Raw genomic sequence first — 23,476 nt, forward strand, 5'->3', positions numbered from 1 at the left:
GGATCAATGAACGGCGCGATCAGTGGCCGTGGCTCGCATGGGCATCGCCGTGGCCGTGGGGCGCCTTCGTCCCGTCCGGGCCGCCGTGGTGGGGGCGTGCCCCTCCGGGCCGCCGTGGTGGGCGGCGTGCCCCTCCGCGTCCCGATGGAGGCGCTCCACGTAGTGGGTGTACTCCACGTAGGCCGCCACGTACTTCCGGCCGGCGGCCACGCTCTCGTCCTTGTGTTTCTTCGCCTCGGCAACCCGGTCGAAGCGCTCGCGGATACCGGCGGCAACCGCATCGGTGACGATCTTTACGAGTTCGGCCGATGAACCCGACGCCAGGGCGCTGTCGGCCGCCGCCACCGCGGGCTCCACCGTCCCGGCGGGCTTGAGTCCGGTAAAGGGTGCTCCTTCCGCGGCCCGGTGGACCTTCACGAGAGAGGTGAAAAAGCGGTGCTCGGCCGCCTCCTTCGCCTTTGCTCCCTTCTTCGCCGCTGCCACGGTTTCCCTGAAGGAACTGCGAATCTTTGCTTCATCCTTCTCCCTAACCCACTTGAGGACCGGGGTTACGTCGTTCTTCTCCAGGGCGATGCGGGCATCCTGGACGACCGGGCCGTCCAGGGTATCACAGTGGGCCCGGGCACTGCCGGCGGACAGGGTGACCCCGGCGGAGAGAAGGGCCAGATAAAGGGCGGGGATAACGATGGTCTTCTTGTTCATGGTTCAGGTTCTCCTTTACGTGGTTGTAATGGGTGGAGACTGCCTCACTCCCTTTTCCAGAGCAGGGCGGCCGCCGCAACGAGCCCCCAGCAGAGGGCCTGTCCTGCGATGAAATACTCCATGCCGTTCTTTTCCTTTCACGCCAAAGCGCTACCGGCCGGGCCGGTCGGTGCCGCAGCACCGTTCCAGCTCAGCCAGGCGCTCTTTCATATCCTTTTCCTTCAGCCAGCGTTCGGTCACGTCACGAATCACGGCGCCGCTGCCGGCCATGTCACCGGCTCCGTCGCGCACGAGCGCCATGGAAAACTCGGTGGACAGGCGGCTGCCGTCGGCGCGCAGGGCCGGTGCCGTGAGCAGCTTGGTGCCGTAGCGGGTCGTGCCTGTGTCCATGACCCGGCGGTACCCCTCCCAGTGCCGGGCCCGGAGATTCTCGGGGATGATGAGGTCCAGGGACTGCCCCACCGCGTCGGCTGCGGCAAAGCCGAACATCCGTTCGGCCCCGGGCTCCAGAGCCGGATGATCCCTTCCCGGTCGGCATAGACAACGGCATCGGGAACTCCCTCGGCAACCAGGCGATACAGGACATCGTTCGTATCGTCAGCCATGCGACACCTCCTGTTCTTCCATGTTTGATGATATACAGTACCCCGTCGTGGACGGGGGTCAAGCCCCTCGCATCCTCCTCAGTGGCTCAGGTACGGCACCATGGGGATGAGCTGCCGGTAGTCCTCATAGGCAAGTGAGCTCTGCCAGGTGCCGGTGGCCATGCCGGTGCCGATGCCGGCGGCGAAGAGGAGCACCACCACGGCAGGAAACACCCATGCCGGGAGCGGCCGTCGCCAGAGGGGCGGCGCCATGCGGAGCACCTCCCGCTGGGGACAGTTGGCCACGCAGGTGAGACAGCCAGTGCATTCGGCGGAGCGAATCGTCTCGCGCTCGTGGACCGGAAGCCCGGACGGGCAGGCCCTGGAGCAGTTGCGGCAGCCGGTGCAGCCGGCAGCGTCGCGCCGGATCTTGAAGGGGCTCAGGAAGCTCGCCACCCCCAGCAGCGCGCCGTAGGGGCAGAGATAGCGGCACCAGGCGTTTTTGTAGATGAGCGACAGCGCCGTGAGCACGGCGAGGACCGTTATCGTGGTGCCCGACATCCTGGTGAAGAAGTGGAGCATCTTCACGTCGCTCACGGCCCAGTAGGGGGTATCGAGAAAGGCCGCCAGGGCAAAGGCCGGCATGTCGATCAGGATGATCTTGACGAAAAAGATGAGCAGCAGGTACTTCGCCCCCCGCAGGACCCAATCGAGCCGGGGCCAGACCCGGAAATTGCGGCCAAAGAGCCGTTGTCCCAGCTTCCAGGCCGCCTCCGACAGGGTCCCAACCGGGCAGAGCCAGGAGCAGAACGACTTCTTCGCCACAAGGCTCATGCCCACGATGGTGAGGAAGATGACCAGGGCTGCCGGGTGGACCGGGTTGATGGTGCCGGTGGCGAGCCAGAGCTTGGTGCTGGCCAGGGCGCCGATGGGCAGGAACCCTTCCACGCCCGGCGGGCGGGAAACAAGCGGGGTTGCGCCGCCGGTCTCGAAGTGGCGGACAAAGACGCCGAAGCGGATGCCCATGACGACGACCCAGGCGAAGAAGCCCCACTGGACAAGGGCGCGCCAGAAGGGAATGCGTATGGGGAGATGGCTAACTTTCATGACATACCTCGATAAACCTGAACAAGCGGCTACCCACAGAGGGCACAGAGGCTACGGAAAGAAAACGCTGGATTGCGGTCAACTCCTGAAACAAGCCGGGCTGTCGTCACAATGCAGATGAGATTCCGGGGGTTGCGTTCCTCGACGTTTTCCTCTGGGCCCTCCGTGGTTATGCTTGGCTGCTTATGTTGGATTACATTGTGAGTTACTTTGCCGCCAGGGGATCCTTGATCTCGTGCTCGGGCTTGAACATGAGCTTTTTCACCCCACGGTTGTTCGTGTACTTGGCCAGTTCCAGGTCGACTTTCAGGGGAACCGTCACCCCGGCCTTGGTCAGGGCCTGCCGCAGGAGCGCCTCGGCCTTGCCCGCGTGGGAGTTGGCGTCGCCCGTGATCCGCAGGGCCTCGGTGGGGTTGTGGAACCCGACCGAGTTCTCGGCGCCGATGAAGACCACCCGGTAGAACGCCTCCTCGTAGTGATCCCTGGCCTGGTCATAGAGGGCCTTGTCGATCTGCTTCCCTTCGGCCCGGGCCTTGTGGGTCATTTCGAAGAGCTTGGCCGCGGTGGCGGTGGCGTATCCGGCCCGGATGAACTGGGACATGGTCCGGTCCTGGATGGCGTAGACCTGGTTGCGGAGCCATTCGGGGCTCTCGGCATGGCACTGCTGGCACGCCTTGAGATCGTTCTTCAGGGGGCTCATGACCCGGTGATCGGAAACCTTGCGGGTGCCCACCTTGGTGTAGGGCATGTGGCAGTCGCTGCAGGCGACCCCCGCCTGCCAGTGAACACTGTTGTTGGAGAAGAGCTCGAACTCGGGGTGGCGGATGAAGGCGAGTTTGAAGCCGGTTACCCCTTGGGTCCACTCGCCGTGTGCCGGGTTGCTCCGCAGTTTTGCGATGATGTTCTCGATGGTAATGCCGCCATAGGTGCTGCCGTCCCAGGGGAAGAACACATCGGTCGACTTCATGGTCTCGTCCTTGGGAATGCTGTAGGTGACGTGGCACTGGGCACAGACCAGGGTCCGCTTCTCCTGGGTGGAGAGCTTCGCCTGATCCACGCCGAGCTTCTCCAGGGCCTTGCCGAGGGTGAAGCCCCGCGAAATCTTCAGGGACAGGTCATCGTTGTTGTGGCAGTCGATGCAGGCCACGCCCAGCATCTGGTGCTCCTTGGGGATCTGGGCATGGACTTCCTGGTAGGGCTTGGAGAAGTAGTCTTTGCCGAGGCGCTGCTGCAGGGCCGGCGCATAGGGGGTCTTGCAGGTGAGGCAGGAGCCTCCCGCCTTGACCCGCCCCGGGTCAACCTCGAACTGGTCCCGCACCATGTGGGCATGGCCCCTGGGCTCCTTGTACTCCACGCCGAATCCCCAACCGTTGTAGAGGAGCGCCAGGAAGGGGAACTCGTCCAGCTTGTCGTAGAAGACGCCGTCGTCGTCATACCCTTTCTTGTACCGGCTCTTACCCGCCACGGTGGGCTCTTCGGTCTTTTTCCAGAGATCGTAGTGGACCGGGTAGGCCTTCCCCCATTCGGCCGGGTCGATGGTGCCGTCGGGGATGACGGCCCTGCCGGCCTGTTCCACCTTCTTGGGGGCACAGCCGGCTCCGGCCGCCGCCACCACTGCCGTTGCGGCCAGGGCAGTGACAGCGGCCCAACGCTTCATGCTTTTCTTATTCATATCGCTCTCCTCTCCTGCGGTAAGTGCATGTTCTGTGGCGACCCGTCACCGGGTGGCCATGGCGCCGGTCAGCTTGTGCCGCAACTGCCGGTGGCAGCCCCAGCACTGGCGGGTCCGGTCCATGGTGGTCACCGTTGCCTCGTGGCACCGGACACAGTTCTGCTGGACGACTTTTGCCCCATGGGACGACAGCGTGATGGGGTCGGGGACATGGCCCGAATAGAAGGCCACCACATCCTTCATGCCGTCGATGGACTTCCAGACGTAGTGCGCCACCGGATTGCCGTTGGGAAGATGGCAGTCCACGCACCTGATCCTCCGGTGGGCGCCGGCGTGGCTCCAAGCCTCGTGCTGCTCGCCCATCACGTGACACCCGGCGCAGAATGCCGGCGACTCCGAGTGCTCCAGCAGGCGGGGCGGGCCCACCAGCGCGAACGCCGCCATCGCCGCTCCCGCAATACCGACGACGAGCGTGGTTGCCAGGACCTGTCGTGACAATGAGATTCCCATTCCATTCTCCTATCGAGTGCGGCGCCCCGGTCGGCCTGCCGCGAGTGCCTGCGGTTGATAGTTAGAATACAAATCATTGGCGCGGATTGTTTGACTCAAGTCAACACCTCGAACATTCATCCCCATCGGCAGGCAACCTCGCCGCAGAGCGCAAAAAAATGCGCCTCTGCCATAAAGAATCTGCCGCTGTTGCCGATGTAGATTAATAGTGGTTCAGTGCCGAACCGCACGAGGGTTTCCGTCCAAAGGAGGTACTACCGTGTTTTTTGCATCGGGAATAAAGAAACAGTTGGAGGAAAAGGACGCCGAACTGGATGTGCTCAAGCAGATGCTTGAAAACGTGAAGAACATTGTAATGCTCTGCGATGCGACCCCTGAAAACACTATTTTTTACATGAACAAGGCGGCGCGGGAGCTGATGTCGAAGTACCGCGCCGAACTGAATGCCGGACTGCGCGGGGCCGATGTGGCCGGCGCCATGAGCCACTCCATCCACCAGTTCCACAAAGACCCGAACCGCGTGCGCATGATCCTGGGCAAACCGGGCGAGATGCCCCATTCGGCCGAGATCCCCATCGGGGGGATAACGCTCCGCACCACGGCCTTCCCTATCTGGGACAAGAAGAATCCCGGCAGGGTCAAATGCTACATGGCATGCTGGGACGACATCACCGCCGAAAAGGAAGTGGACGAGCGCAACCATCAGGAACTGCAGCGCAAGGAATATCTGGAGGAGCGGGTGGCCCAGATCGCCACGGCCATGGAAGAGATGAGCATGACCGTGACCGAGGTGGCCCGCAACACCTCGAACGCCTCGGACTCGGCGGTCCAGGTGGCCCAGAACGCCCACGAGGGGCAGGAAATCGTCAACCGGTCGGTCCAGGAGATGCAGAAGGTGGCCCAGATCGTCCGCGATTCAGCCGCCATCGTCGACTCCCTGGGGGGCAAGTCGGAGAAGATCGGCGAGATCATCAACGTCATCAACGAAATTGCCGACCAGACCAACCTCCTGGCCCTCAACGCCGCCATCGAGGCGGCTCGCGCCGGCGAACAGGGGCGCGGCTTCGCCGTAGTGGCCGACGAGGTCCGCAACCTGGCAGTCAAGACCATGAACTCCACCAAGCAGATCAACGCCATGGTGGCCGAAATCCAGCGGGAAACCCGCCAGGCCGTGGGTTCCATCGAAAACGCCAAGCAGGAGGCCGAAGTGAGCGAAAGCCTCTCGCTCCAGGCGGAATCGTCGCTGGTGACCATCGTTCAGGCCATCGAGGAGATCAAGAACGTCATCACCCAGATCGCCACCGCCTCCGAGGAGCAGGCAGCCACCGCCTCGGTCATTGCCGGCAATCTGGAGGAAATCTCGCGCAACGGCTGACCCTCCGTCCGCCCTTCATCCCAAAACGTACGCAACTGCCTGCAATAGCCCGCTTCTGCGGGCTTTTTTTTGCTTTCCCATCGGGGTTGTTGCCCCACGGCGCCGCATGGTATATGGTTTTCCCATTGATCCAATGACGATTGAAAGGAGACTCCTCCATGCAGGCTCTCGTGAACGGCATCTCCCTCGCCTATGACGACCAGGGCAGCGGTCCGCCCCTGATCCTGATCCACGGCTTTCCCCTGCAGAGAAAGATGTGGCATCCCCAGATCCAGGCAGTGACCGGCGCCGGGTTTCGCCTCGTGACCCCCGACCTGCGGGGCTTCGGCGAATCGGATGCCCCGGACGGCCCTTACTCCATGGAGATCTTTGCCGACGACATCGTGGCGCTCATGGATCATCTGGCGATCGGCCAGGCGGTCATCGGCGGCATGTCCATGGGGGGCTACGTCCTCATGAACCTGTTGGATCGCTACCCGGAGCGGGTTGCCGGGGCGTGCTTCATCGTGACCCGGGCGCCGGCCGACGACGAGGCGGGCAAGGCCCGGCGGCTGCACCTGGCCCAGGAGGTGATGAAGTTCGGGCCTCAACTGGTGGCGGACGCGTTTGTGGAGGTACTCTTTGCCGAGCAGAACCTCACGGAGCGGCCGAAACTGGTTGAGGAGGTCTACGGATGGATGAGCGCCACCGATTCGCGGGGGCTTGCGGGCGGGCTCCTGGCCATGCGGGAGCGCACGGACTACGGCGCGCTTCTGGACCGGTTCCGGGTGCCGGCACTGGCCATCGGGGCCGATGGTGACCGGGCCATTCCGGCCGAATTCTCCCGGGCCATTGCCGCCGGCGTTCCGGGGTGCCGGCTCTGCATCGTGCCCGAGGCGGGGCACCTGGCCAACCTGGAGCATCCGGGGGCCTTCAACGACTGCCTGCTGGAATTCCTCACCTCGCTCGGCAATTGGTAGCGGACATGAAAAAGCCCGTGGGATGCGGGCTTGGGGTGGGACATCAGGCGCATGGACCTCTCAGGGGGGGCACTTGCCGCAAACCGACCGGAACAGGACCGTGCTGAGATAGCGGTCTCCCCGGTCCGGCAGGAGCACCACGATGGTGCTGCCAGCCGGGGCATCCCGCGCCACCTGGACGGCGCCCGCCACGGCGGCGCCGCTGGACATCCCCACGAAAAGGCCCTCGCGGGCGGCCAGCTCACGGGCCGTGTCAAAGGCCGGCTCGTCATGGACCGTCAGCTTCAGGTCCAGGGCCTCGGGGTGGTAGATGGGAGGCACGATGGCTTCCTGCATGTTCTTGAGCCCCTGCACCTTGTGACCCAGCCGGGGCTCCACCCCCACGATGCGCACGGAAGGCTTCTTCTCCCGGAAATAGCGGCTCGTTCCCATCAGGGTGCCGCCCGTCCCCATGCCGGCCACGAAGAAGTCGACGGCGCCGCCTGTGTCGCGGAAAATCTCCGGCGCAGTGGTCTCGTAGTGGGCCAGGGGATTGTTGGGATTGGCATACTGGTTGGGCATATAGTAGCGGTCCGGCTCCTCCTCCAGGATGCGGTGGGCCAGCCGGATGGCACCGTCGGTGGCCTCGTCGTGGGGAGAGAGGACCAACTCGGCGCCATAGGCCTCCAGCACGGCGCGCCGTTCCAGGCTCACGCAGGCGGGCATCACGAGCTTGACCCGGTATCCCTTGACCGTGCCGAGCATGGCCAGGGCGATGCCGGTGTTGCCGGAGGTCGGCTCCAGGATGGTCTTCTCCGGCACCAACTCGCCGGACTCCTCCGCCTTGGCAAGCATGTAGAGAGCCGGACGGTCCTTGACGGAACCGCCCACGTTGTTCCCCTCCAACTTGGCCAGGATGCGGACCCGCGGATTCGGGTTCAGGTGTCGCAGCTCAACGAGGGGGGTGATGCCGATGCTGCCGGCAAGCGAAAGGGGGGATGCTCCATGGCAGGATTCCTCTAAACGGAAAAAAGGTGCTTAATGCCCTTTCATGCTATACGAACATGCCGTAAAAAACAACATTCGCGAGCCACCCCGGCCTTTGCCCCCAGGAAATCCCCATGACGAACCCGACCCTTGACGAGATCGAACGCACCCTGAAGGACGCCGGAGGGGAAAACCGGCCGGCCGCCCCTGCCTATACCCCTGCAGCCGTGGCACTGATCCTGCGCCGGGACGCCAGCGGGGTGTCGGTCCTCTTCATCGAGCGCTCCCCCCACGATGGCGATCCCTGGTCCGGCGACCTGGGGTTTCCGGGCGGCAAGGTGGAGGCGGGCGATGCCGGTCCCCGCGCCGCCGCCGAACGGGAAACCCGGGAGGAACTGGGCGTCGACCTGGCCTCGGCCCGCCTGCTGGGCCGGCTTGCCGACATCGAGGGGGCCCACCTGCCGATCCGGGTGTCCTGCTTCGTCTACGGCGTGACCGGAGCGTTTTCCCTTCATCCGGGCGGCGAGGTCCGCGACGCCTTCTGGGTCTCCCTGGAGGCACTGTGCGATCCCGCCCGCCACGTGACCGCGCCGGTCCGCTTCGGCGGCGAACTCTTCGAGCGGCCGGCCATCATCCTTCCCGTGTCAGGGAAACCGGTCCTGTGGGGGATCACCTACCGGCTCGTGATGCAGCTCCTGGCCCTCCTCGGCAAGGCGCGGGGATGAGCGCCGTGGAGATCCTCTTTCGCGACGACTACTTGGTGGCCGTGCACAAGCCGGCCGGGCTCCTGGTGCACCGCAGCCCCATCGACCGCCATGAGACCCGCTTCGCTCTCCAGGAGGTGCGCGACCTCCTCGGCTGCCGGGTCTATCCCGTTCACCGCCTCGACAAGCCCACCTCCGGCGTCCTGGTGTTCGCCCTGGACCCGGCAACGGCCCGCTCGCTCGGTGATGCCTTTGCCGGCGGACTGGCGGACAAGACCTACCTGGCGGTCACCCGGGGGATTGTTCCGCCGGAGGGAATCATCGACCATCCCCTGAGCGCAGAACCGGATCGGCTGGACAGTGCGAAGAGCTCACCGGCAGCGCCTCAGCCGGCGGTAACCGCCTTCCGGCGACTCGCTGAAGCGGAACTGCCCGTGGCAACGGGGCGCCATGCCACCTCCCGCTACTCGCTCGCGGAGCTCAGCCCCCGCACCGGCCGCCGCCACCGGTTGCGGCGCCACATGAAGCACATCTTTCACCCGATCATCGGCGACACCACCTACGGCGAAGGGCGCCACAACCGATTCTTCCGGCAAGAGCTCGGCTGCGGCCGGCTCCTGCTCCACGCCGCGGAGCTCTCGCTCCCCCATCCCGCAAGCGGTGAAATCCTGACCATTGCCGCCCCGCCGGACCGGGAACTTGCCCGCCTTCTGGACCGCCTCGGCTGGCTGGCTGCGGCGACCGGTCGCAGGCGGCCGGTCGAACCCGCGCCGCCTTGATTTTTACCCCGGCGGCGCATATGGTACGCGCAGGGACAACAATCGCGCACTGTGTTACTCTTTTCAGGCAGGGAGGTGCATGTCATGGGAGAGAATGCGAATCTTGAGAAGGCCACCTTCGGTGCCGGCTGTTTCTGGCATGTGGAAGAAGAATTCCGCCGCGTGCCCGGGGTTGTTTCCACCCTGGCGGGATACATGGGGGGATGGAAGGAGCACCCCACCTATGAAGAGGTCTGCTCCAAGGCCACCGGCCACGCCGAGGTGGTGGAGGTGACCTTCGACCCCGCTGCCGTCACCTATGACCACCTGCTGCGGGTCTTCTGGGACTGCCACGACCCGACCCAGCTCAACCGGCAGGGCCCCGACATCGGCACCAACTACCGCTCCGTCATCTTTTACCACTCGCCGGACCAGGAGCGGGCGGCCCGGGCATCCCTGGAGCACGAGCAGCGCTCCGGGCGCCATTCCCGCCCCATTGTCACCGAGATCGTTCCGGCTGCCACCTTCTGGTGGGCCGAGGAATACCACCAGCACTACCTGGAAAAGCGGGGCAGCGGCAGTTGCCGCTGGTAGGCCGGGGCCCGGCGGGGCCTCCACGAGCCCGGAGCGGAGCTCCCGCCCACGGGCAAATGATCCGGCACACGCACACTATCCCCATCCCACGAGGATCCCATGAACATCATTGACCTGCGCAGCGACACCGTTACCCGGCCGAGCCCTGCCATGCGCGCCGCCATGGCGGGAGCCGAGGTGGGGGACGACGTCTACGGCGAAGACCCGACCGTGAACCGGCTGGAGGAACTGGGCGCCGCGACGCTCGGCACGGAAGCGGCCCTGTTCACCGCCAGCGGCACCCAGGCCAACCTCCTGGCCCTCCTGGCCCACTGCCGGCGGGGTGACGAATACATCGCCGGCCAGACCGCCCACTGCTATCGCTACGAAGGGGGCGGGGCCGCCGCCCTGGGGGGTATCCAGCCCCAGCCCCTGGAGGTGGAACCCGACGGGACCCTCGATCTCTCAGCCGTGGCCGCCGCCATCAAGCCGGACGACATCCACTTCGCCCGCACCCGGCTCCTCTGCCTGGAAAACACCCATGCCGGACGGGTTCTTCCCCTGGACTACCTGGCACGCGCCAGACAACTCTGCAACGAGCAGGGCCTTGGCCTGCACATGGACGGCGCCCGCATCTTCAATGCCGCCGTAACGCTCGGCGTACCGGTCCGCGAGATCGCCGGCCACGTGGATTCGGTGTCGGTCTGCCTCTCCAAGGGGCTCGGCGCCCCGGTGGGGTCGCTGCTCTGCGGGAGCAGGGAGTTCGTCGCCACGGCCCGCCGATGGCGCAAGGCGGTCGGAGGAGGCATGCGCCAGGCCGGCATCCTGGCGGCCGCCGGCATCCTGGCCCTGACCGGAAACGTGGACCGGCTCGCCGAGGACCATGCCAACGCCCGCCGCCTGGCCGAGGGGTTGGCCGCCATCCCGGGGCTGGCCCTCGACCCGGCCCAGGTCCAGACCAATATGATATTCCTCTGCCTTCCTCTCCACACGGCGGACCGGCTCGCCTCGTTTCTCAACGAGCGGGGCATCCTCATCTCCGGCCGGGAAAGTATCCGTCTCGTCACCCACCTGGACGTGACATCTTCGGACATAGAGCGGGTTCTCGCGGCATTCGGCGCATTCTTCGCCGGCCACGGCGGGATGCACCCGGGAGCGCCGTCATGACGGTCCGCAGCCTCGCCGCCATGCTTGTCCTTGCCGCTACCGCGTCGCTCACGCCGGCACTGCTTCATTCCGCCCCGGACAAGCCCGGCCGGACAGCCGAATCCCGCTACCCCTCAGTGGTCGTCTTCGTGGGCGAAGGCTGACTCTACTGCGATGCGGTGGAAAGGTTTTTCACCGGGAAGGGCATCCCCTACGTCTGTCGCGACATCCGCCGCGACCGCGCCGCGTTCCGGGAGTGGCGCGAGCGCTACGGCGGCGACATCGTGCCCATGGTAGTCCTCGACGGAGGAAAGAAGGTCATCGACGGCTGCGACATCCCCGCCATTGAGCGAGCCATGGCGGACATCCTCTCCCCTGCGCCGTGAGCATCCCCCTCGTGCCGTACACAGCGGCAGCTCCCCAACCCCCTGTTACTTGGTAAAATGCCCAAAGTTTTTTATTGACTTTTAATGTGTATCCTTTTACCATGCCGGCGATTTTCATGACAGAGGAGACCGGCCCCATTCCCACCCGCTAGGACGGCGGCCCGCGCGATTCACCGGAATCCAGACCTTTCCTGGCATTTCCCATCACAGCGAACGGCAACTCACGGCAGTCGGCGTACTCCACGGCACTGCCCTGGTTCCGCGATCCGTCATACCCACCGGTGCCGGTTTCGCCCCTGTCTTCGGACGCCTGCATCACCTGCGACCGACAGAGAGGATCTTCATCCATGCATCTGACCGATTGCTTCACAGACGTTATGGCCTACCTGAACCACTCCCTCAGGACCATTGCGGTCCGGCAGCCCCCCTACGGAGAAATCCGCGGCGAAATCGAACGGTTCATGGCGGCGGCGGATGCCGCGGCCCGCAGCGAAGGGCTCGACCGGGAGGAATTCGACCTGGCGCGTTTCGCCGTCTGCGCCTGGATCGACGAGTCGATTCTCTCCTCGGCATGGGAAGAAAAAAATACCTGGCTGAAGGAGCAACTCCAGCGCATCCACTACGCCACCACCGACGCGGGGGAGGAATTCTTCACCAGGCTCACGGCGCTCGGGCTCAATCAGCGGGAGGTGCGGGAGGTGTTCTACCTCTGCCTGGCCCTCGGATTCGCCGGCAAGTACTGCAAACCTGGCGACGAGTACCATCTGGAACAGTTGAAGACCGCCCAGTTGAAACTGCTCATGGGCAGCTCGGTGGGCCTGCCACCCCTGGAACGGACCGAACTCTTTCCCGAGGCGTGGCCCGCCGGACCGCCACCGGCAGCCATCCGGCCCGGGCGCGGAACCGGAAACCGGGCGCTCGCGGCAGCCGTGGCGGCTGCGCCGGTGGTTCTGCTCCTGATCCTGTTCCTTGCCTACCGCTTCACGCTCTCGGGCGTGGGGGACACGTTCCTGAGGACGGTACCGTACTGATATGAACGAACGAATGGTGAAATCACTGAAATGGCTGCTGCTGGCGGGTGTCGCCCTGCTCACGATATTCCTGATGGCCGGGATCGTCCTGGCGCTCGACTGGCCCTGGTGGGTGGCCCTCTGCCTGCTGCTGCTCCTCGCCGGCATCGCAGTCGGGGCCATGCTGCTGCGGTCCGTACTGCTGCGGCGCCGGGAGCGGCACTTCGTCAGGGAGGTTATCGAGCAGGAACAAGGCGGACTCAACTCCTTGTCCGACGGGGGCCGGCAGCACCTGGACCAGCTCGCCGATCAGTGGAAGGAAGGGGTGGGAGCCCTCAGAAGCTCGCACCTCAGGCGACGGGGAAACCCCCTCTACGTGCTTCCCTGGTACCTGGTCATCGGCGAAAGCGGCTCCGGCAAGAGCACGAGCCTTGCCAGCGCCCGGCTCGCCTCTCCCTTCACCGATGCCCGGCGGGCCGCCGGTGATGCCGGTACGCGCAACTGCGACTGGTGGTTCTTTGAAGAGTCCGTCGTGCTCGACACCGCAGGCCGCTACGCCGTACCGGTCAATGGGGACCGGGACCGGGACGAATGGCAGAAGCTCCTGGCACTGCTGGTCAGGCACCGGAGGCGCGAACCCCTGAACGGCCTCGTCCTGACCGTGGCCGCAGACCGCCTCCTTTCCGGCGGACAGGAGGAAAACGCCGAGGATGGGCGGACCATGCGCCGCCGGGTGGATGAACTGATGCGCGCCCTGGGGGTGCGGGTACCGGTTTACGTGCTCGTAACCAAGTGCGACCTTGTCGAAGGGATGAACTGCTTCGCCGAGCTTCTGCCGGAAAAGGCGCTGCGCCAGCCCATGGGCATGATCAACCGCGATCTGACCGCCGACGTGGGCTCATTCACGGCCAAGGCGCTGGAAACGGTAACCGAACGGCTCAGGAGCCTCAGGCTCCAGATTCTCCACCGGCCCGAGGCCCGTGACGCGGCGCCGGCTCTCGCCTTTTTCCCCGAGGAGTTCGCAGGGCTCCGCGAGGGGCTCACCGCGTTCATGGAGGGGACGTTCCGCGAAAACCCCTACCAGGAAACCCCGCTGCTGCGGGGGGTGTTCTTCGCCAGCGGCCGGCAGACCGGCAGCCCCCGCTCCCGGTTCAGCGAAACACTGGGCACCATTGCCGGGCCACGGCTGCTCCCCGACACCAACCGCGGCATCTTCCTCCACGACTTCTTTGCCCGGGTCCTTCCCGCCGACCGGGCACTCCTGGCCCCGACGCACCGGGCCGTCCAGTGGCGCGCCGTCACCGGCAACCTGGGGATCCTCTCCTGGCTGCTGCTGGGTCTGGCCCTGTGTGGCCTCCTGTCCTTTTCCTTCGTGAAGAACATGGCCACCATCCGCGAGGTATCGCGCCAGTTCGAACGGACACCTCCCCTCAGCGCGGATCCGGTGAATAACCTCCTGGTTCTTGAGAGCATCCGCCAGGGGATTCTGCGCGTGGAAGAACGGAACCGCGCCTGGTGGGCGCCCCGGCTCGGGCTTAATGAAAGCCGGCGGGTGGAAGCCGTCCTCAAGGACAAGTTCTGCAGCCAGTTCCGGGACGGCTTTCTCGCCCCCTATGACCGCCACCTGGCCGAAGGGGTGAACGGTCTCTCCGCTGCCACGCAGGACGAACTCTTTGCCCGGTACGCCATCCACCTGGCGCGACGGATCAACATCCTTACCGCCAGCCGGGCAGGCAGGGGACTCGATGATCTGCGCGCCCTCCCCCAGCCGGCGTCCCTCTCGTTCATGGCCGCTGAAACCCCGTCGGTCGCCGACGCGCACAAGCGGTTCGGAGAGCTCTATCTCCACTATCTTGCATGGCGATCCGACTCTCCCGATGTGGCCCGCGAGGCGGCCCAGCTCCAGGGCTGGCTCAGACGGTCCCTCGCGCTCAAGGACGGCAGCCTCTCCTGGCTCGCCCCCTGGGTCGACCGCCATGGAGGGCTGTCACCCGTAACCCTGGCGGAATTCTGGGGAGGAGGCGTGCCGGCGCCGGATGAACCGACGATCGCCCCGTCCTTCACCGGCAAGGGCAAAGACCGGATCGACAGCCTCATGCGCGAGCTGGAAACCGCGGTGGGCGACTCCCGCCTTCTGGCAAAGGCACGGGAAGGATTCACCCCCTGGCACCGGACCCGGTGCATCCAGGTGTGGCAGGAATTCGCGGCCTCATTCCCCCGCGGCGCCGAGAGACTGCGGGGCAGCGGGGAGTGGCAGCAGACCGCAGCACGGATGGCCACCGGGCACGGTCCGTACTTCGCGTTCATCAACCGGATGTCCCAGGAACTGCATCCCCTGGCGGGCACGGCAGAAATCCCTTCTTTTGCGGCACAGCTCTTCGCATTCCAGGTTGCGCGGGCCGGAGGCGCCGTCTCCGCGCCCGATACGGCAACCCACGTCACCGGAGAAAGCCGTCGCCTCATGGCCTCCATCCGCAGGAGGCTGGGAAACGAGGCTGCGGCCAGCGCCATTGATCCGCCCCCCATGGCTGCGCACAACTGGCAGGAATACCAGACGGCCCTGGCGGCCATCGCTCCGGCCGCATCATCGCGGCAGCAGGCCTTCCAACTGGCATCCCAGACCTTCACCGATGATCCCGCCACGGGGAAAACCCCCTTCCATGCAGCCTGGAATGCAGCCGCACGGCTGAAGCGGGATATCGCCGGCGCCGGTGCCGACGACGCCCTCTGGCGCCTCGTCACCGGTCCCCTCGATTTCCTCTGGGGATACGTCAGGCGCGAAGCCGGCTGCCAACTCCAGACCCTCTGGGAGGAGCAGGTCCTCGCCCCCACCCTGGGCATGCCCCCCCAACAGGCGGGCCCGATGCTGCTGGGCCCCGACGGCCTTGCCTGGCGCTTCGTGAAGGGCCCGGCCGCCCCCTTTGTCCGGGGCACGGCAGCGGGGTATGCCCCCCGGCAGACACTGGGCGGGGCGCTGCCGCTGGAGGGATCCCTCTTCGCCTTTTTGGGCAAAGGGGCACAGCTCAATGCCATGACATCCGGCCGGCAGTCAAACTACACCGTAGCAATCAAGGGACTTCCCACCGACGCGAACCCCGAGGCCCGGATCAAGCCGCACGGCACGAGACTGGAGCTCCAGTGCGCCGGGCAAGCCCAGGCTCTCGTAAACCAGAACTTTCCCGTGGGCAAGACCTTCTACTGGTCGCCCGACAGTTGCGGCGACGTGATCTTCCAGATCGAGGCGGGCGACCAGGTGCTCACAAAACGATATGCCGGACCCCAGGCATTCCCGGACTTCCTCCGTGAGTTCGCCAGCGGGCATCGCACGTTTGCGGCCGGTGAGTTCCCGGGCGAGAAAGACGCGCTGGCGCGCATGGGGATCACCTCCATCCGGGCAAGCTACCAGTTCATCGGCAGCCAGCAGGTGATCAGGCAGGGCGGCGCCATGGCCGGAGCCACGGCGCCACGGATGATCGCCCGGTGCTGGTAGGGGCACCCATTCTGCGGTTTGTATCGCGGGAGAACAAGGAGCTGAACTGATGCCCTCCGTTGATCCGTCCTGGCGCTGGGCCGCCTTCGGCAAGCATCCTGCCGCAGCCGACTACTTTCGGCTCGGTGAGGATTCTCCCTTTGTCGAGGGATTGGCCACGTGGGTGGAGAGCGGGTACCGCCATCTCATCAGCCGGCGCGAAGCGGCATTGCCGTTCTGCTCCTGGCGCTTCTGGTCCCGGGGATTCGGCCGGGATGCCCTTGTCATTGGAGTGGTCCGGCTTTCCAGCGACAGCCTAGGCCGCCCCTATCCGCTGCTCATCATGGGGAGCGGCCCCCTTGAGGGATGGGAAGAGCAGTGGGATCTGCTCCCTTTTGCCTGTGAACCGTCATGGTGCCAGATCGAGTATCTGGCGACGCACACCTTTGATGATCTGAAGCACATGGGCGAAGGGCTCCAAAGGGTGCGGCCCCCCGGATCGGATTGGGACGGCCTGGCGGAACGACGCCGCGGCCTGAACCGGCTCGGCTCTCCCCTTGATCCCTATGCATCCTTCCTGGACATCCCCCGTCTCAAACAACTGGTCGCCGGGCATGCCGGCCGGGAAGAGTTCTCCGTCAAGCTCGACCGGAGGCCGGTGCATGACAAAATCACCCTGGTAAGCCTTTGGCACCTCCTGACCAAGAGGACCGTCAAAGGAATCCCCCACGCCCTTTTCATGGGCGGCAACCTGGAGCATTCCTTTCTCGCCTCCTTCCGGCGGGCCCTGGCTCCGGGAGATTTTCTCCACCTCTGGTCCGCGCCGGACACAGGAGGGTGGCATGCCAGCATCGGAACGGAGCACGCCTTGGACATTGCATCTATCGGAAAAGAACCGATATGCCCCGAACGGCCGGCCGGCGAGGACATTCGCTATGATCCCCTCTTTGACGCACTCCAGGCAGAGGTTGACAAGCTCACTTCGCCCGCCGCTGCCGGTACCGTCGACTGGGAACGGGTGGTACGCATGGCAGCCGACATCCTCGCCACCCGGTCCAAGGACCTCCTCGTGGCGAGCTACCTGGCGGTGGGGCTCGTCCAGACCCGCGGGGGAGACGGCCTCGCTCTGGGGCTCACCGTCTGGCGCGATCTCCTGGAGCGGTTCTGGTGCACCCTCTACCCCACCCGCACACGGGGGCGCCAACGATCGGTGGAGTGGTGGCTGGATCGGACCGCGATCGCCCTGCATCATCAGGGAAACCGGTCCCTTCCCCCTGAACAGCACGGCATTGTGCTGGAAACTCTTGGCGCCATAGACCGCTTTCTGGGAGAGCGCCTGGAGGATGCCCCGTCCCTTACGAAACTGAGGCAACTACTGGCGGACATGGCGCCGGAAGGCGGAGAAGGAACGGCCCCCGAAGCCGTGGTTGCTACGCCGGCTCAAGCCGAGGCTCCCGCCGCTGGCCTATTCGCGCCGCCCCGTCAAACCGCCGCCCCCGCCGTGGAGCCTCCCTGCCAGGCGATTGCCACTGGCTCCTCCCTTCAGATGCTGGAGGAAGCGCTTCGCCAGGTGGGGGAGGCGGCCGGCGCCCTCATCCAGCAGGATCCCGCGGCCCCCGTATCCTATCGGCTCTCCCGCCTTGCCGCCTGGGGGAAGGTAACCGAGCTCCCGCCGTCGATAAACGGACGAACCCGAATCCCTCCTCCCGAGCGGCAGGTGCTGGCCCTTCTCCAGGAACTGGCCAGCCACGGAGACGGCGAGGCGCTCCTGAAGGCGGCTGAGGCGCGGCTTCCCCAGTTCATCTTCTGGCTCGATCTGAGCCGGCTCACCGCCAAGGCTCTCTCCCGCCTCGGCGACCGCTTTGCCGCCGCCCGCGAAGCGGTCTGCGCGGAGACGGCTGCCTTTGTGGGGCGACTTCCGGCCCTCCCTGACCTGGCCTTTGCCGACGGCACTCCCTTTGCCACCCCGGAAACCCGCCAGTGGCTCACGGGGCTCGCGCAGCGCGGGGCATCCGTTGCCGGCTGTCCTGCTGTGGGCCATAACAACGGTCGCGCCGCGGCCATTGCCCGGGAGGTGGAAGAGGCCCAGGCTCTTATTCGGGACGGCAAACTCCTGGAGGCGGTGGAGCGGTTCCAGAAACAACTCGGCAACGGCGCCTCCCGCAAGGAGAAGCTCCACTGGCGTCTCGCCCTGGCCCAACTCCTCGTGAACACCAATCGGGCCAAGCTGGCGCTCCCCCATTTGGAGCAGGTCGTGGCGGACATCGGGGCCTTCGGCCTCGAAGAGTACGACCCGGTCCTGGCCCTGCGGGGGCTGAAGCTCGCCTGGGCCGGCTTCGATTCCCAGACCGAGCCCCGCTTCAAGGAAAAGGCCGCCGATGCCCTCCACCGGATCGCCCGCCTCGATCCGGTGGAGATGGTGCGACTGACGAAGGGGTAGATAACGATGGAACGGGATTGCGAATCGATTGCTGGCGGAAAAGGCTCCAAAACCGGGGCCCAAAAATCCGGAACCGGTGAGCGGATCGCCGTGACCGGTTTCGGTCTCGTGACCCCCATGGGATTTACGCCCTGGCGCTCCGTGTCAGCCGTAATCCGCAGCCGCAGCCACTTCGCCTGGCACGAAACGGTTCTGGTGGCCGACGCCCCCGACGGCACAGCCCTGCGTGGTGCGACGATCAGCCGGGTTTCGGGGAAAGACGTGCGGTTCGGCCTGACCGGGAGCGAGCGAAGTCTGGCGCTCCTGGCACCGGCGCTCCGGGAGGCCGCCAGCGGCCTTTCACCCTCCCCTGGCGACGCGGTGCCGGCATGGATCATCAATGGGATCCCTTCGGAAGAAGTCGGGGCAATTCCCTGTCCGGCGGACATTCTTCCCCCCCTCTCTCCGATGGAGCATCTACCGGTTGGCCGGGAGGCAGGCTCCGGACGCTGCCTCTTTCTTGACCGGGTAGCCGAGGCGGCGAAGGCTCTCGGAGAGGGGAGATGTCCGCGAGCGCTCATCGCCGCCGTCGACTCCCTCTGCTTCCTGCCGGTGCTCGAAGAACTCCTGGCGGCCGGCAGGCTTCTGAGCGGGCCCAACCCCGAGGGGATCATCCCCGGAGAGGCGGCCGGAGCCATCCTCCTGGAGCGGGAAGAGTCGGCACGGAAGCGGGGCGCTCCCATCTACGCGTTCGTCTCATCATGGGGCCACGGCATTGATCCCGCTCCCCGCACCGGAGGCCATCCCGCGCAGGCACGGGGGCTCACCGAAGCGTTCATACAAGCCTTCGACGGACTTCCTTGCCCCGGTGAAGAGATCGGGCTGGTTGTCGCCGACCTGAACGGCGAACGGCAGCGTGCACTGGGATGGGCCGTAGCCGAAGAACGGGTTTTCGGCCCCTCACACCGGGAGCGGCAACTGTGGCTCCCCGCCTTCTCCGTCGGGGAATGCGGCGCGGCCCTCGGCGTGGTGCAGACCGTCGTCGCCGTCGCAGCTCTTGCCAAGGACCTCGCCAACGGGGAGCAGGTCGCCCTCTGCTCCTCCGACGACGGAGGAGAGACGCGGGTACTCTGTCTCGAGCGGGGAGACTTCACCGATCGCCATGCCCTTAACCGGTGGCGGCGGGAACAGCAGGCGAAAACGAACGAAAGAGTAACCTGATGGGAGCAACGCTTGTCGTCAACGGCCAGACCGTCGTCCACAAGGAAAGCGGCGGCGTAGTCACTACCACCGACGTCTGCAAGACGCCGGTGGGAAACGCCGTGGTGCCAATTCCCTACACCAACGTCGCCCGGTCGGTCGATGTGGCAAACGGCAGCAGTACCGTGGCCGTGGACGGCCACCCGGTCATGCTGAAGGATTCGGTCTTCAGCCGCAGCAGCGGAGATGAGCCGGGCTCCCTCGGCGGCGTCGCCTCCGGGGTCACCGGCGGCAAGGCGAAGTTCGTCAACTTCTCGAACAACGTCTTCTTCGAAGGACGCCCGGTCTGCCGCCGTCTCGACCCCATGGTCAGCAACCTCTCCGGCACGGGGAACACCCCGCCGGCGCCTCTGATGCAGGAGAATATAGCCGTGGCGGCCGACGATCACCAGGGGCACCGGATACCGTTCACCTTCTCCTTCAGGCATCCGGACCTGAAAAGCGGCAGGGTCGAATTCCCCTCATTCACCGCCCGGCACGCCATGGAGGGAACGACCGGTCCGGGGGACGACCCCGACGGCTACTGCGACGACGTCCACCTCGCCGACGCGCCGGGGGCCTACGACCTGAGGTTCGTCGACTTCGAGCGCGAACGGAAGAGACTCCCCCGCGAGGAGACCACCACATGACCATATCCGCCACCCTGCGCAGGGCGCTCCTCTTCCTGCTCATCACGCCGATCGTCACCCTGCTTGCCTGCACGAGCAGCGAAGGGACGCAGAAAAAAAACACGCAACCCACGACTGACAAAGGAGTCCCACGGATGACCACCTACCCCATCGGAAGATTCGCCATCGATGTGCCGGCGGAGATGAAGCTGGTTCACCAGTGGCAGAGGCTCCGCTACGCGGAGATCGAAGAGTTTGCCTGGCCCGGCAGCGTTCCCCGCGCACAGGCCCGTGACGAGGCATGGAAGAGGCGCCTGGCAGAGATCGGCAAACTCACGCCACCCAAAGGAAAGGAGCGGGTGATCATCGAGACCCGCGAGTTTCCCGGTGTTGGGACGTGGGCGCGGGGGGTGTTTTATTACGGGGACAATTGGGCTGATGATGAAGGATATTGGCTGATATTCGCTGACTCGGGAACAAGCGGGATATGGCTCACGTATCACGGCTTGACTGATGCTAAACAGGAGATGCTGACCTGGTTGCTTGAAATCGCCAGATCCTACCAGTCCCGTCGCTTCGGCGATCTCAAACTCCCCCCTGGCAACTGGTTCTATACCGAACGTGGTGCCATCAATCTCCCCTACCTGGAGCAGGAAACGGCCGCCGCCCGGTTCGAGGGGCACCCGCTGGGGTTGGAGATCGACATCGAGACAACGGAGACGCACAAGGTAGAAGAAGCCGGTCTCATCAAAAAGACCATGGCCGCCATGGCGACAGGATTCGCAACTGGTTTGAATATCGACAAAATCCGCTCCAGGAAAAAGACTGTTGCCGGCCTCGACGGAGAAGAAGAAGTTCTCAGAATGAACGATGGCAACAAAACCGTCTTGAACTTCGCATGGGAATACCGGGGAAGAAAGGATTCCGGAGAGTATCCGGAGATACGCATTACCATGGACAGCGCTGATGGCAAACTGGAGCAAAAGCTCCAGGTCTGGGACGCAGTGCTTAACTCGCTGAAACCGATGTATGGAACCGGCAGATAACGGGGAGAACGACGGGTGAGCATCTCCTCGGAAATCAACCAGATCGACATCAAGTGGTGGGAGCTGTTCGACACCATACGGGGTCTCAGGACCGAGGCGCAGAACCGGATCGTCATCGAGCGGGAGGTGATCCCGATCATCTTCATCCCCGGCATCATGGGAAGCCGACTGAAGTTCGCCAAGGGCAAGAAGCAAGGGACGAGAGCATGGGACCCCGACTCTTCTGGCTTCATGTTTTTGAATTACGGCAGATTCGACGTTTCCGCAAAGAAAAAGAAGACCCTCGTCGTCGGCCCGGGGTTCGATCCCGACTACCTGGAGGTCGACACCGACAACCCGAAGCTCGACAAAAGTTTTCTGCGACGCTACCCCGGCGCCGACAAACGGGGCTGGGGCGGGGTCATGTGGGGGAGTTACGGACCGATCCTGCGGGCACTTCACGATCACCAATGGGAGGAGCCGGTGGGACACTGTTTCGAGTTCCCGGTCCACGCCTTCGGCTACAACTGGACCGCCTCAAATCTGGAGGCAGGCAGGAAGCTGAAGGAGTATATCGGTGCCACCATCGACCACTATGCCAAAGGATTGAAGGACGAAGCGGGGCGCCCCCTGGAACGCCTCTGCACTCGGGTGATCCTCGTGACCCACTCCATGGGAGGCTCGTGGCCCGGTCCGCCTGCGTGCTCCACGGTGCCGCAGAAAAAGTGCTCGGGGTCGTCCACGGCGTGCAGCCGGCCACCGGCTCACCCGCCGCCTACTGGCGGATGAAAGCCGGGTTCGAGCGCCCTGCCGGCGGACCCCGCAAGAGCATCTGGGACTGGTTTCTCAATCCCGTGAAGATGTTCGAGCGGCTGGCCAAGGGGTATGCCTCGGCCTGGATCCTCGGTACCGACGGTGAGGAGGTGACGGCGCTCTTGGGGAACATGCCGGGGGGGCTGCAACTGCTGCCGAACAAGGAGTACCGGGACAATAGCGGCAGCCGGCAGTGGCTCGCCTACCCAGGGGCCGACGGCCGGCCCCTGAGCCTTCCTCGAAGCAACCCCTATGAGGATATCTACCGCGTCCGAGACAACGTACCCTGGCGGATGGTGAACCCGGACTGGCTTGATCCGGGTGAAAAAACAGATTCAATTAGACCAGGAAAAAGAAGTCCGTGGACATTCTATCAACGCTATCTCTCTCAAGCCGAAGAATTCCACGACAACCTCGGCTCCCGGGTCCACGACGACACGATCCAGTTCTACTCCACCACCCTCGACTCACCGGACCGGATCGTTTATACCCGCGAACCCCACGTGCATTCTACGCCCCACCAGTTCAGGAACAAGGGGGCATTCCGGGCCTATGTGGACAGTAACGACGAAATACGGGACACCTCCGCAGGAGCAACGGCGGTGGTCGCCCTGGAGCCCTTCTCCGGCACCGGCGACGGCACCGTCCCCGATTCGTCGGGCAAGGCCCTCAAGGTTCCCACGGCACGGATCGGTCGGGATTCGCCCGCCGATTTCTTTTCCATCGATCACCAGAGGATCTATGGGGCAGATCCGGCGAAGAAGATCGTCTTCACAACCGTCTGGAACCTGGCGATCAAGCGGATCGAGGAACAGGTGGGGGGGCCGGCCGAGGATTGAAGGCAGGCTGAACCAGTACGGTTGACAGAAGGGTAAAGCTGAATTCAACGGGATACACGCCACGGACGGCACGTTCCCATCACACACAAAAGGAGAATTACATGTCGAATGAAGCATCCGTAGCACCGAAGGAACGGGTGAACATCGTCTACCGTCCCGCCGATGGCGAAGGGCGCGAGGAAGTGGAGCTTCCCCTTAAAATCCTGGTGTTAGGGGACTTTACCGGGCAACCGGACGAGCGGCCCGTGGAGAAGCGGGACCCGGTGCCCGTGGACAAAGAAAACTTCAACGAGGTAATGAAGGCCCAGGGAATCATGCTGAACATCGCCGTCTCCAACCGGCTTTACGATGCACCCGACGAGGAGCTGCCGGTAAAGCTGAGGATAGAATCTCTGAGGGATTTTGGCCCGGAGGCCATCGTGGAGCAGGTGCCGGAGATGAAACGCCTGTTGGAGCTGCGCGAGGCACTGCGGGCGCTAAAGGCCCCACTCTCCAACATCCCGGATTTCCGGAGGAAAATCCAGGAACTGGTCGTTGACGACATCGCCCGCGCCAAGCTAATGGCCGAAATAGGGATCGAAGGATAAGGAG

The 23,476-nt window shown here is 64.8% G+C and carries 18 protein-coding genes and 4 pseudogenes; 15 read left to right on the forward strand and 7 right to left on the reverse strand.

Annotated elements, in window-relative coordinates:
• Nucleotides 1-19 precede the first annotated feature (19 nt).
• From A2G06_14835 to A2G06_14855, 5 genes and pseudogenes are all read right to left on the reverse strand, one after another.
• Nucleotides 20-702: pseudogene (locus A2G06_14835) on the reverse strand (hypothetical protein).
• A 150-nt stretch (nucleotides 703-852) separates the two neighbouring features.
• A pseudogene (locus tag A2G06_14840) lies at nucleotides 853-1,307 on the reverse strand (histidine kinase).
• A gap of 78 nt (nucleotides 1,308-1,385) precedes the next feature.
• Nucleotides 1,386-2,393 (reverse strand): 4Fe-4S binding protein, encoded by a 1,008-nt coding sequence (locus tag A2G06_14845; protein ID ANA41307.1) that lies wholly within the window; start codon nucleotides 2,391-2,393, stop codon nucleotides 1,386-1,388.
• A gap of 205 nt (nucleotides 2,394-2,598) precedes the next feature.
• On the reverse strand, nucleotides 2,599-4,065 hold the full coding sequence (locus A2G06_14850) for a cytochrome C nitrite reductase (protein ID ANA41308.1): 1,467 nt from the start codon (nucleotides 4,063-4,065) through the stop codon (nucleotides 2,599-2,601).
• 45 nt (nucleotides 4,066-4,110) lie between these two features.
• Entirely contained in the window at nucleotides 4,111-4,575 is a 465-nt protein-coding gene (locus tag A2G06_14855) for a cytochrome c nitrite reductase small subunit (GenBank protein ID ANA41309.1), read from the reverse strand.
• 259 nt (nucleotides 4,576-4,834) lie between these two features.
• Here A2G06_14855 and A2G06_14860 point away from each other — a divergent pair, with 259 nt between their 5' ends.
• Nucleotides 4,835-5,950, forward strand: coding sequence for a chemotaxis protein (locus A2G06_14860; protein ANA41310.1), 1,116 nt, complete (start codon nucleotides 4,835-4,837; stop codon nucleotides 5,948-5,950).
• A 158-nt stretch (nucleotides 5,951-6,108) separates the two neighbouring features.
• Nucleotides 6,109-6,909, forward strand: a complete 801-nt coding sequence (locus tag A2G06_14865) for an alpha/beta hydrolase (protein ID ANA41311.1) — start codon at nucleotides 6,109-6,111, stop codon at nucleotides 6,907-6,909.
• Nucleotides 6,910-6,969: 60 nt separating this feature from the next.
• Here A2G06_14865 and cysM read toward each other — a convergent pair whose 3' ends face one another.
• On the reverse strand, nucleotides 6,970-7,863 hold the full coding sequence (gene cysM, locus A2G06_14870; GenBank protein ID ANA41312.1) for a cysteine synthase: 894 nt from the start codon (nucleotides 7,861-7,863) through the stop codon (nucleotides 6,970-6,972).
• A gap of 146 nt (nucleotides 7,864-8,009) precedes the next feature.
• Here cysM and A2G06_14875 point away from each other — a divergent pair, with 146 nt between their 5' ends.
• From A2G06_14875 to A2G06_14895, 5 genes and pseudogenes are all read left to right on the forward strand, one after another.
• Complete coding sequence (locus tag A2G06_14875) at nucleotides 8,010-8,600, forward strand: coenzyme A pyrophosphatase (protein ID ANA41313.1); 591 nt, start codon at nucleotides 8,010-8,012, stop codon at nucleotides 8,598-8,600.
• Nucleotides 8,601-8,605: 5 nt separating this feature from the next.
• Complete coding sequence (locus A2G06_14880) at nucleotides 8,606-9,358, forward strand: pseudouridylate synthase (protein ID ANA41707.1); 753 nt, start codon at nucleotides 8,606-8,608, stop codon at nucleotides 9,356-9,358.
• Nucleotides 9,359-9,442: 84 nt separating this feature from the next.
• The gene (locus tag A2G06_14885) at nucleotides 9,443-9,931 is read left to right on the forward strand and encodes a peptide-methionine (S)-S-oxide reductase (protein ID ANA41314.1); all 489 of its coding nucleotides are present in this window, start codon (nucleotides 9,443-9,445) and stop codon (nucleotides 9,929-9,931) included.
• Between the two features lie 99 nt (nucleotides 9,932-10,030).
• Nucleotides 10,031-11,077 carry an L-allo-threonine aldolase gene (locus tag A2G06_14890; GenBank protein ID ANA41315.1) on the forward strand — a complete coding sequence of 349 codons (1,047 nt, stop codon included), beginning with the start codon at nucleotides 10,031-10,033 and terminating at the stop codon, nucleotides 11,075-11,077.
• Nucleotides 11,074-11,442: pseudogene (locus A2G06_14895) on the forward strand (NrdH-redoxin). The gene A2G06_14890 and the pseudogene A2G06_14895 overlap by 4 nt, the downstream one beginning before the upstream one ends.
• A gap of 148 nt (nucleotides 11,443-11,590) precedes the next feature.
• On the opposite strand, the gene A2G06_14900 reads toward A2G06_14895, so the two are convergent.
• Nucleotides 11,591-11,791: a hypothetical protein gene (locus A2G06_14900; GenBank protein ANA41316.1), complete on the reverse strand. Its 201-nt coding sequence runs from the start codon at nucleotides 11,789-11,791 to the stop codon at nucleotides 11,591-11,593.
• On the opposite strand from A2G06_14900, the gene A2G06_14905 reads away from it, so the two are divergent.
• From A2G06_14905 to A2G06_14940, 8 genes and pseudogenes are all read left to right on the forward strand, one after another.
• On the forward strand, nucleotides 11,790-12,473 hold the full coding sequence (locus A2G06_14905; GenBank protein ID ANA41317.1) for a type VI secretion system protein ImpK: 684 nt from the start codon (nucleotides 11,790-11,792) through the stop codon (nucleotides 12,471-12,473). The two genes, A2G06_14900 and A2G06_14905, sit on opposite strands and share 2 nt — an antisense overlap.
• A 1-nt stretch (nucleotide 12,474) precedes the next feature.
• The gene (locus A2G06_14910; protein ANA41318.1) at nucleotides 12,475-15,942 is read left to right on the forward strand and encodes a type VI secretion system protein ImpL; all 3,468 of its coding nucleotides are present in this window, start codon (nucleotides 12,475-12,477) and stop codon (nucleotides 15,940-15,942) included.
• A gap of 49 nt (nucleotides 15,943-15,991) precedes the next feature.
• A complete protein-coding gene (locus tag A2G06_14915; protein ID ANA41319.1) occupies nucleotides 15,992-18,361 on the forward strand; it encodes a type VI secretion protein in 2,370 nt (789 codons plus the stop codon).
• 6 nt (nucleotides 18,362-18,367) lie between these two features.
• Nucleotides 18,368-19,561, forward strand: a complete 1,194-nt coding sequence (locus tag A2G06_14920) for a 3-oxoacyl-ACP synthase (GenBank protein ID ANA41320.1) — start codon at nucleotides 18,368-18,370, stop codon at nucleotides 19,559-19,561.
• Entirely contained in the window at nucleotides 19,561-20,229 is a 669-nt protein-coding gene (locus tag A2G06_14925; GenBank protein ID ANA41321.1) for a hypothetical protein, read from the forward strand. The genes A2G06_14920 and A2G06_14925 overlap by 1 nt, the downstream gene beginning before the upstream one ends.
• Nucleotides 20,226-21,254, forward strand: a complete 1,029-nt coding sequence (locus A2G06_14930; GenBank protein ID ANA41322.1) for a hypothetical protein — start codon at nucleotides 20,226-20,228, stop codon at nucleotides 21,252-21,254. Before A2G06_14925 ends, A2G06_14930 begins: the two co-directional genes overlap by 4 nt.
• 15 nt (nucleotides 21,255-21,269) lie before the next feature.
• A pseudogene (locus A2G06_14935) lies at nucleotides 21,270-22,885 on the forward strand (hypothetical protein).
• 101 nt (nucleotides 22,886-22,986) lie between these two features.
• Entirely contained in the window at nucleotides 22,987-23,472 is a 486-nt protein-coding gene (locus A2G06_14940) for a type VI secretion protein (protein ANA41323.1), read from the forward strand.
• Nucleotides 23,473-23,476 lie beyond the last annotated feature (4 nt).

This window comes from Geobacter anodireducens, assembly GCA_001628815.1.
Classification (GTDB): Bacteria; Desulfobacterota; Desulfuromonadia; order Geobacterales; family Geobacteraceae; genus Geobacter; species Geobacter anodireducens.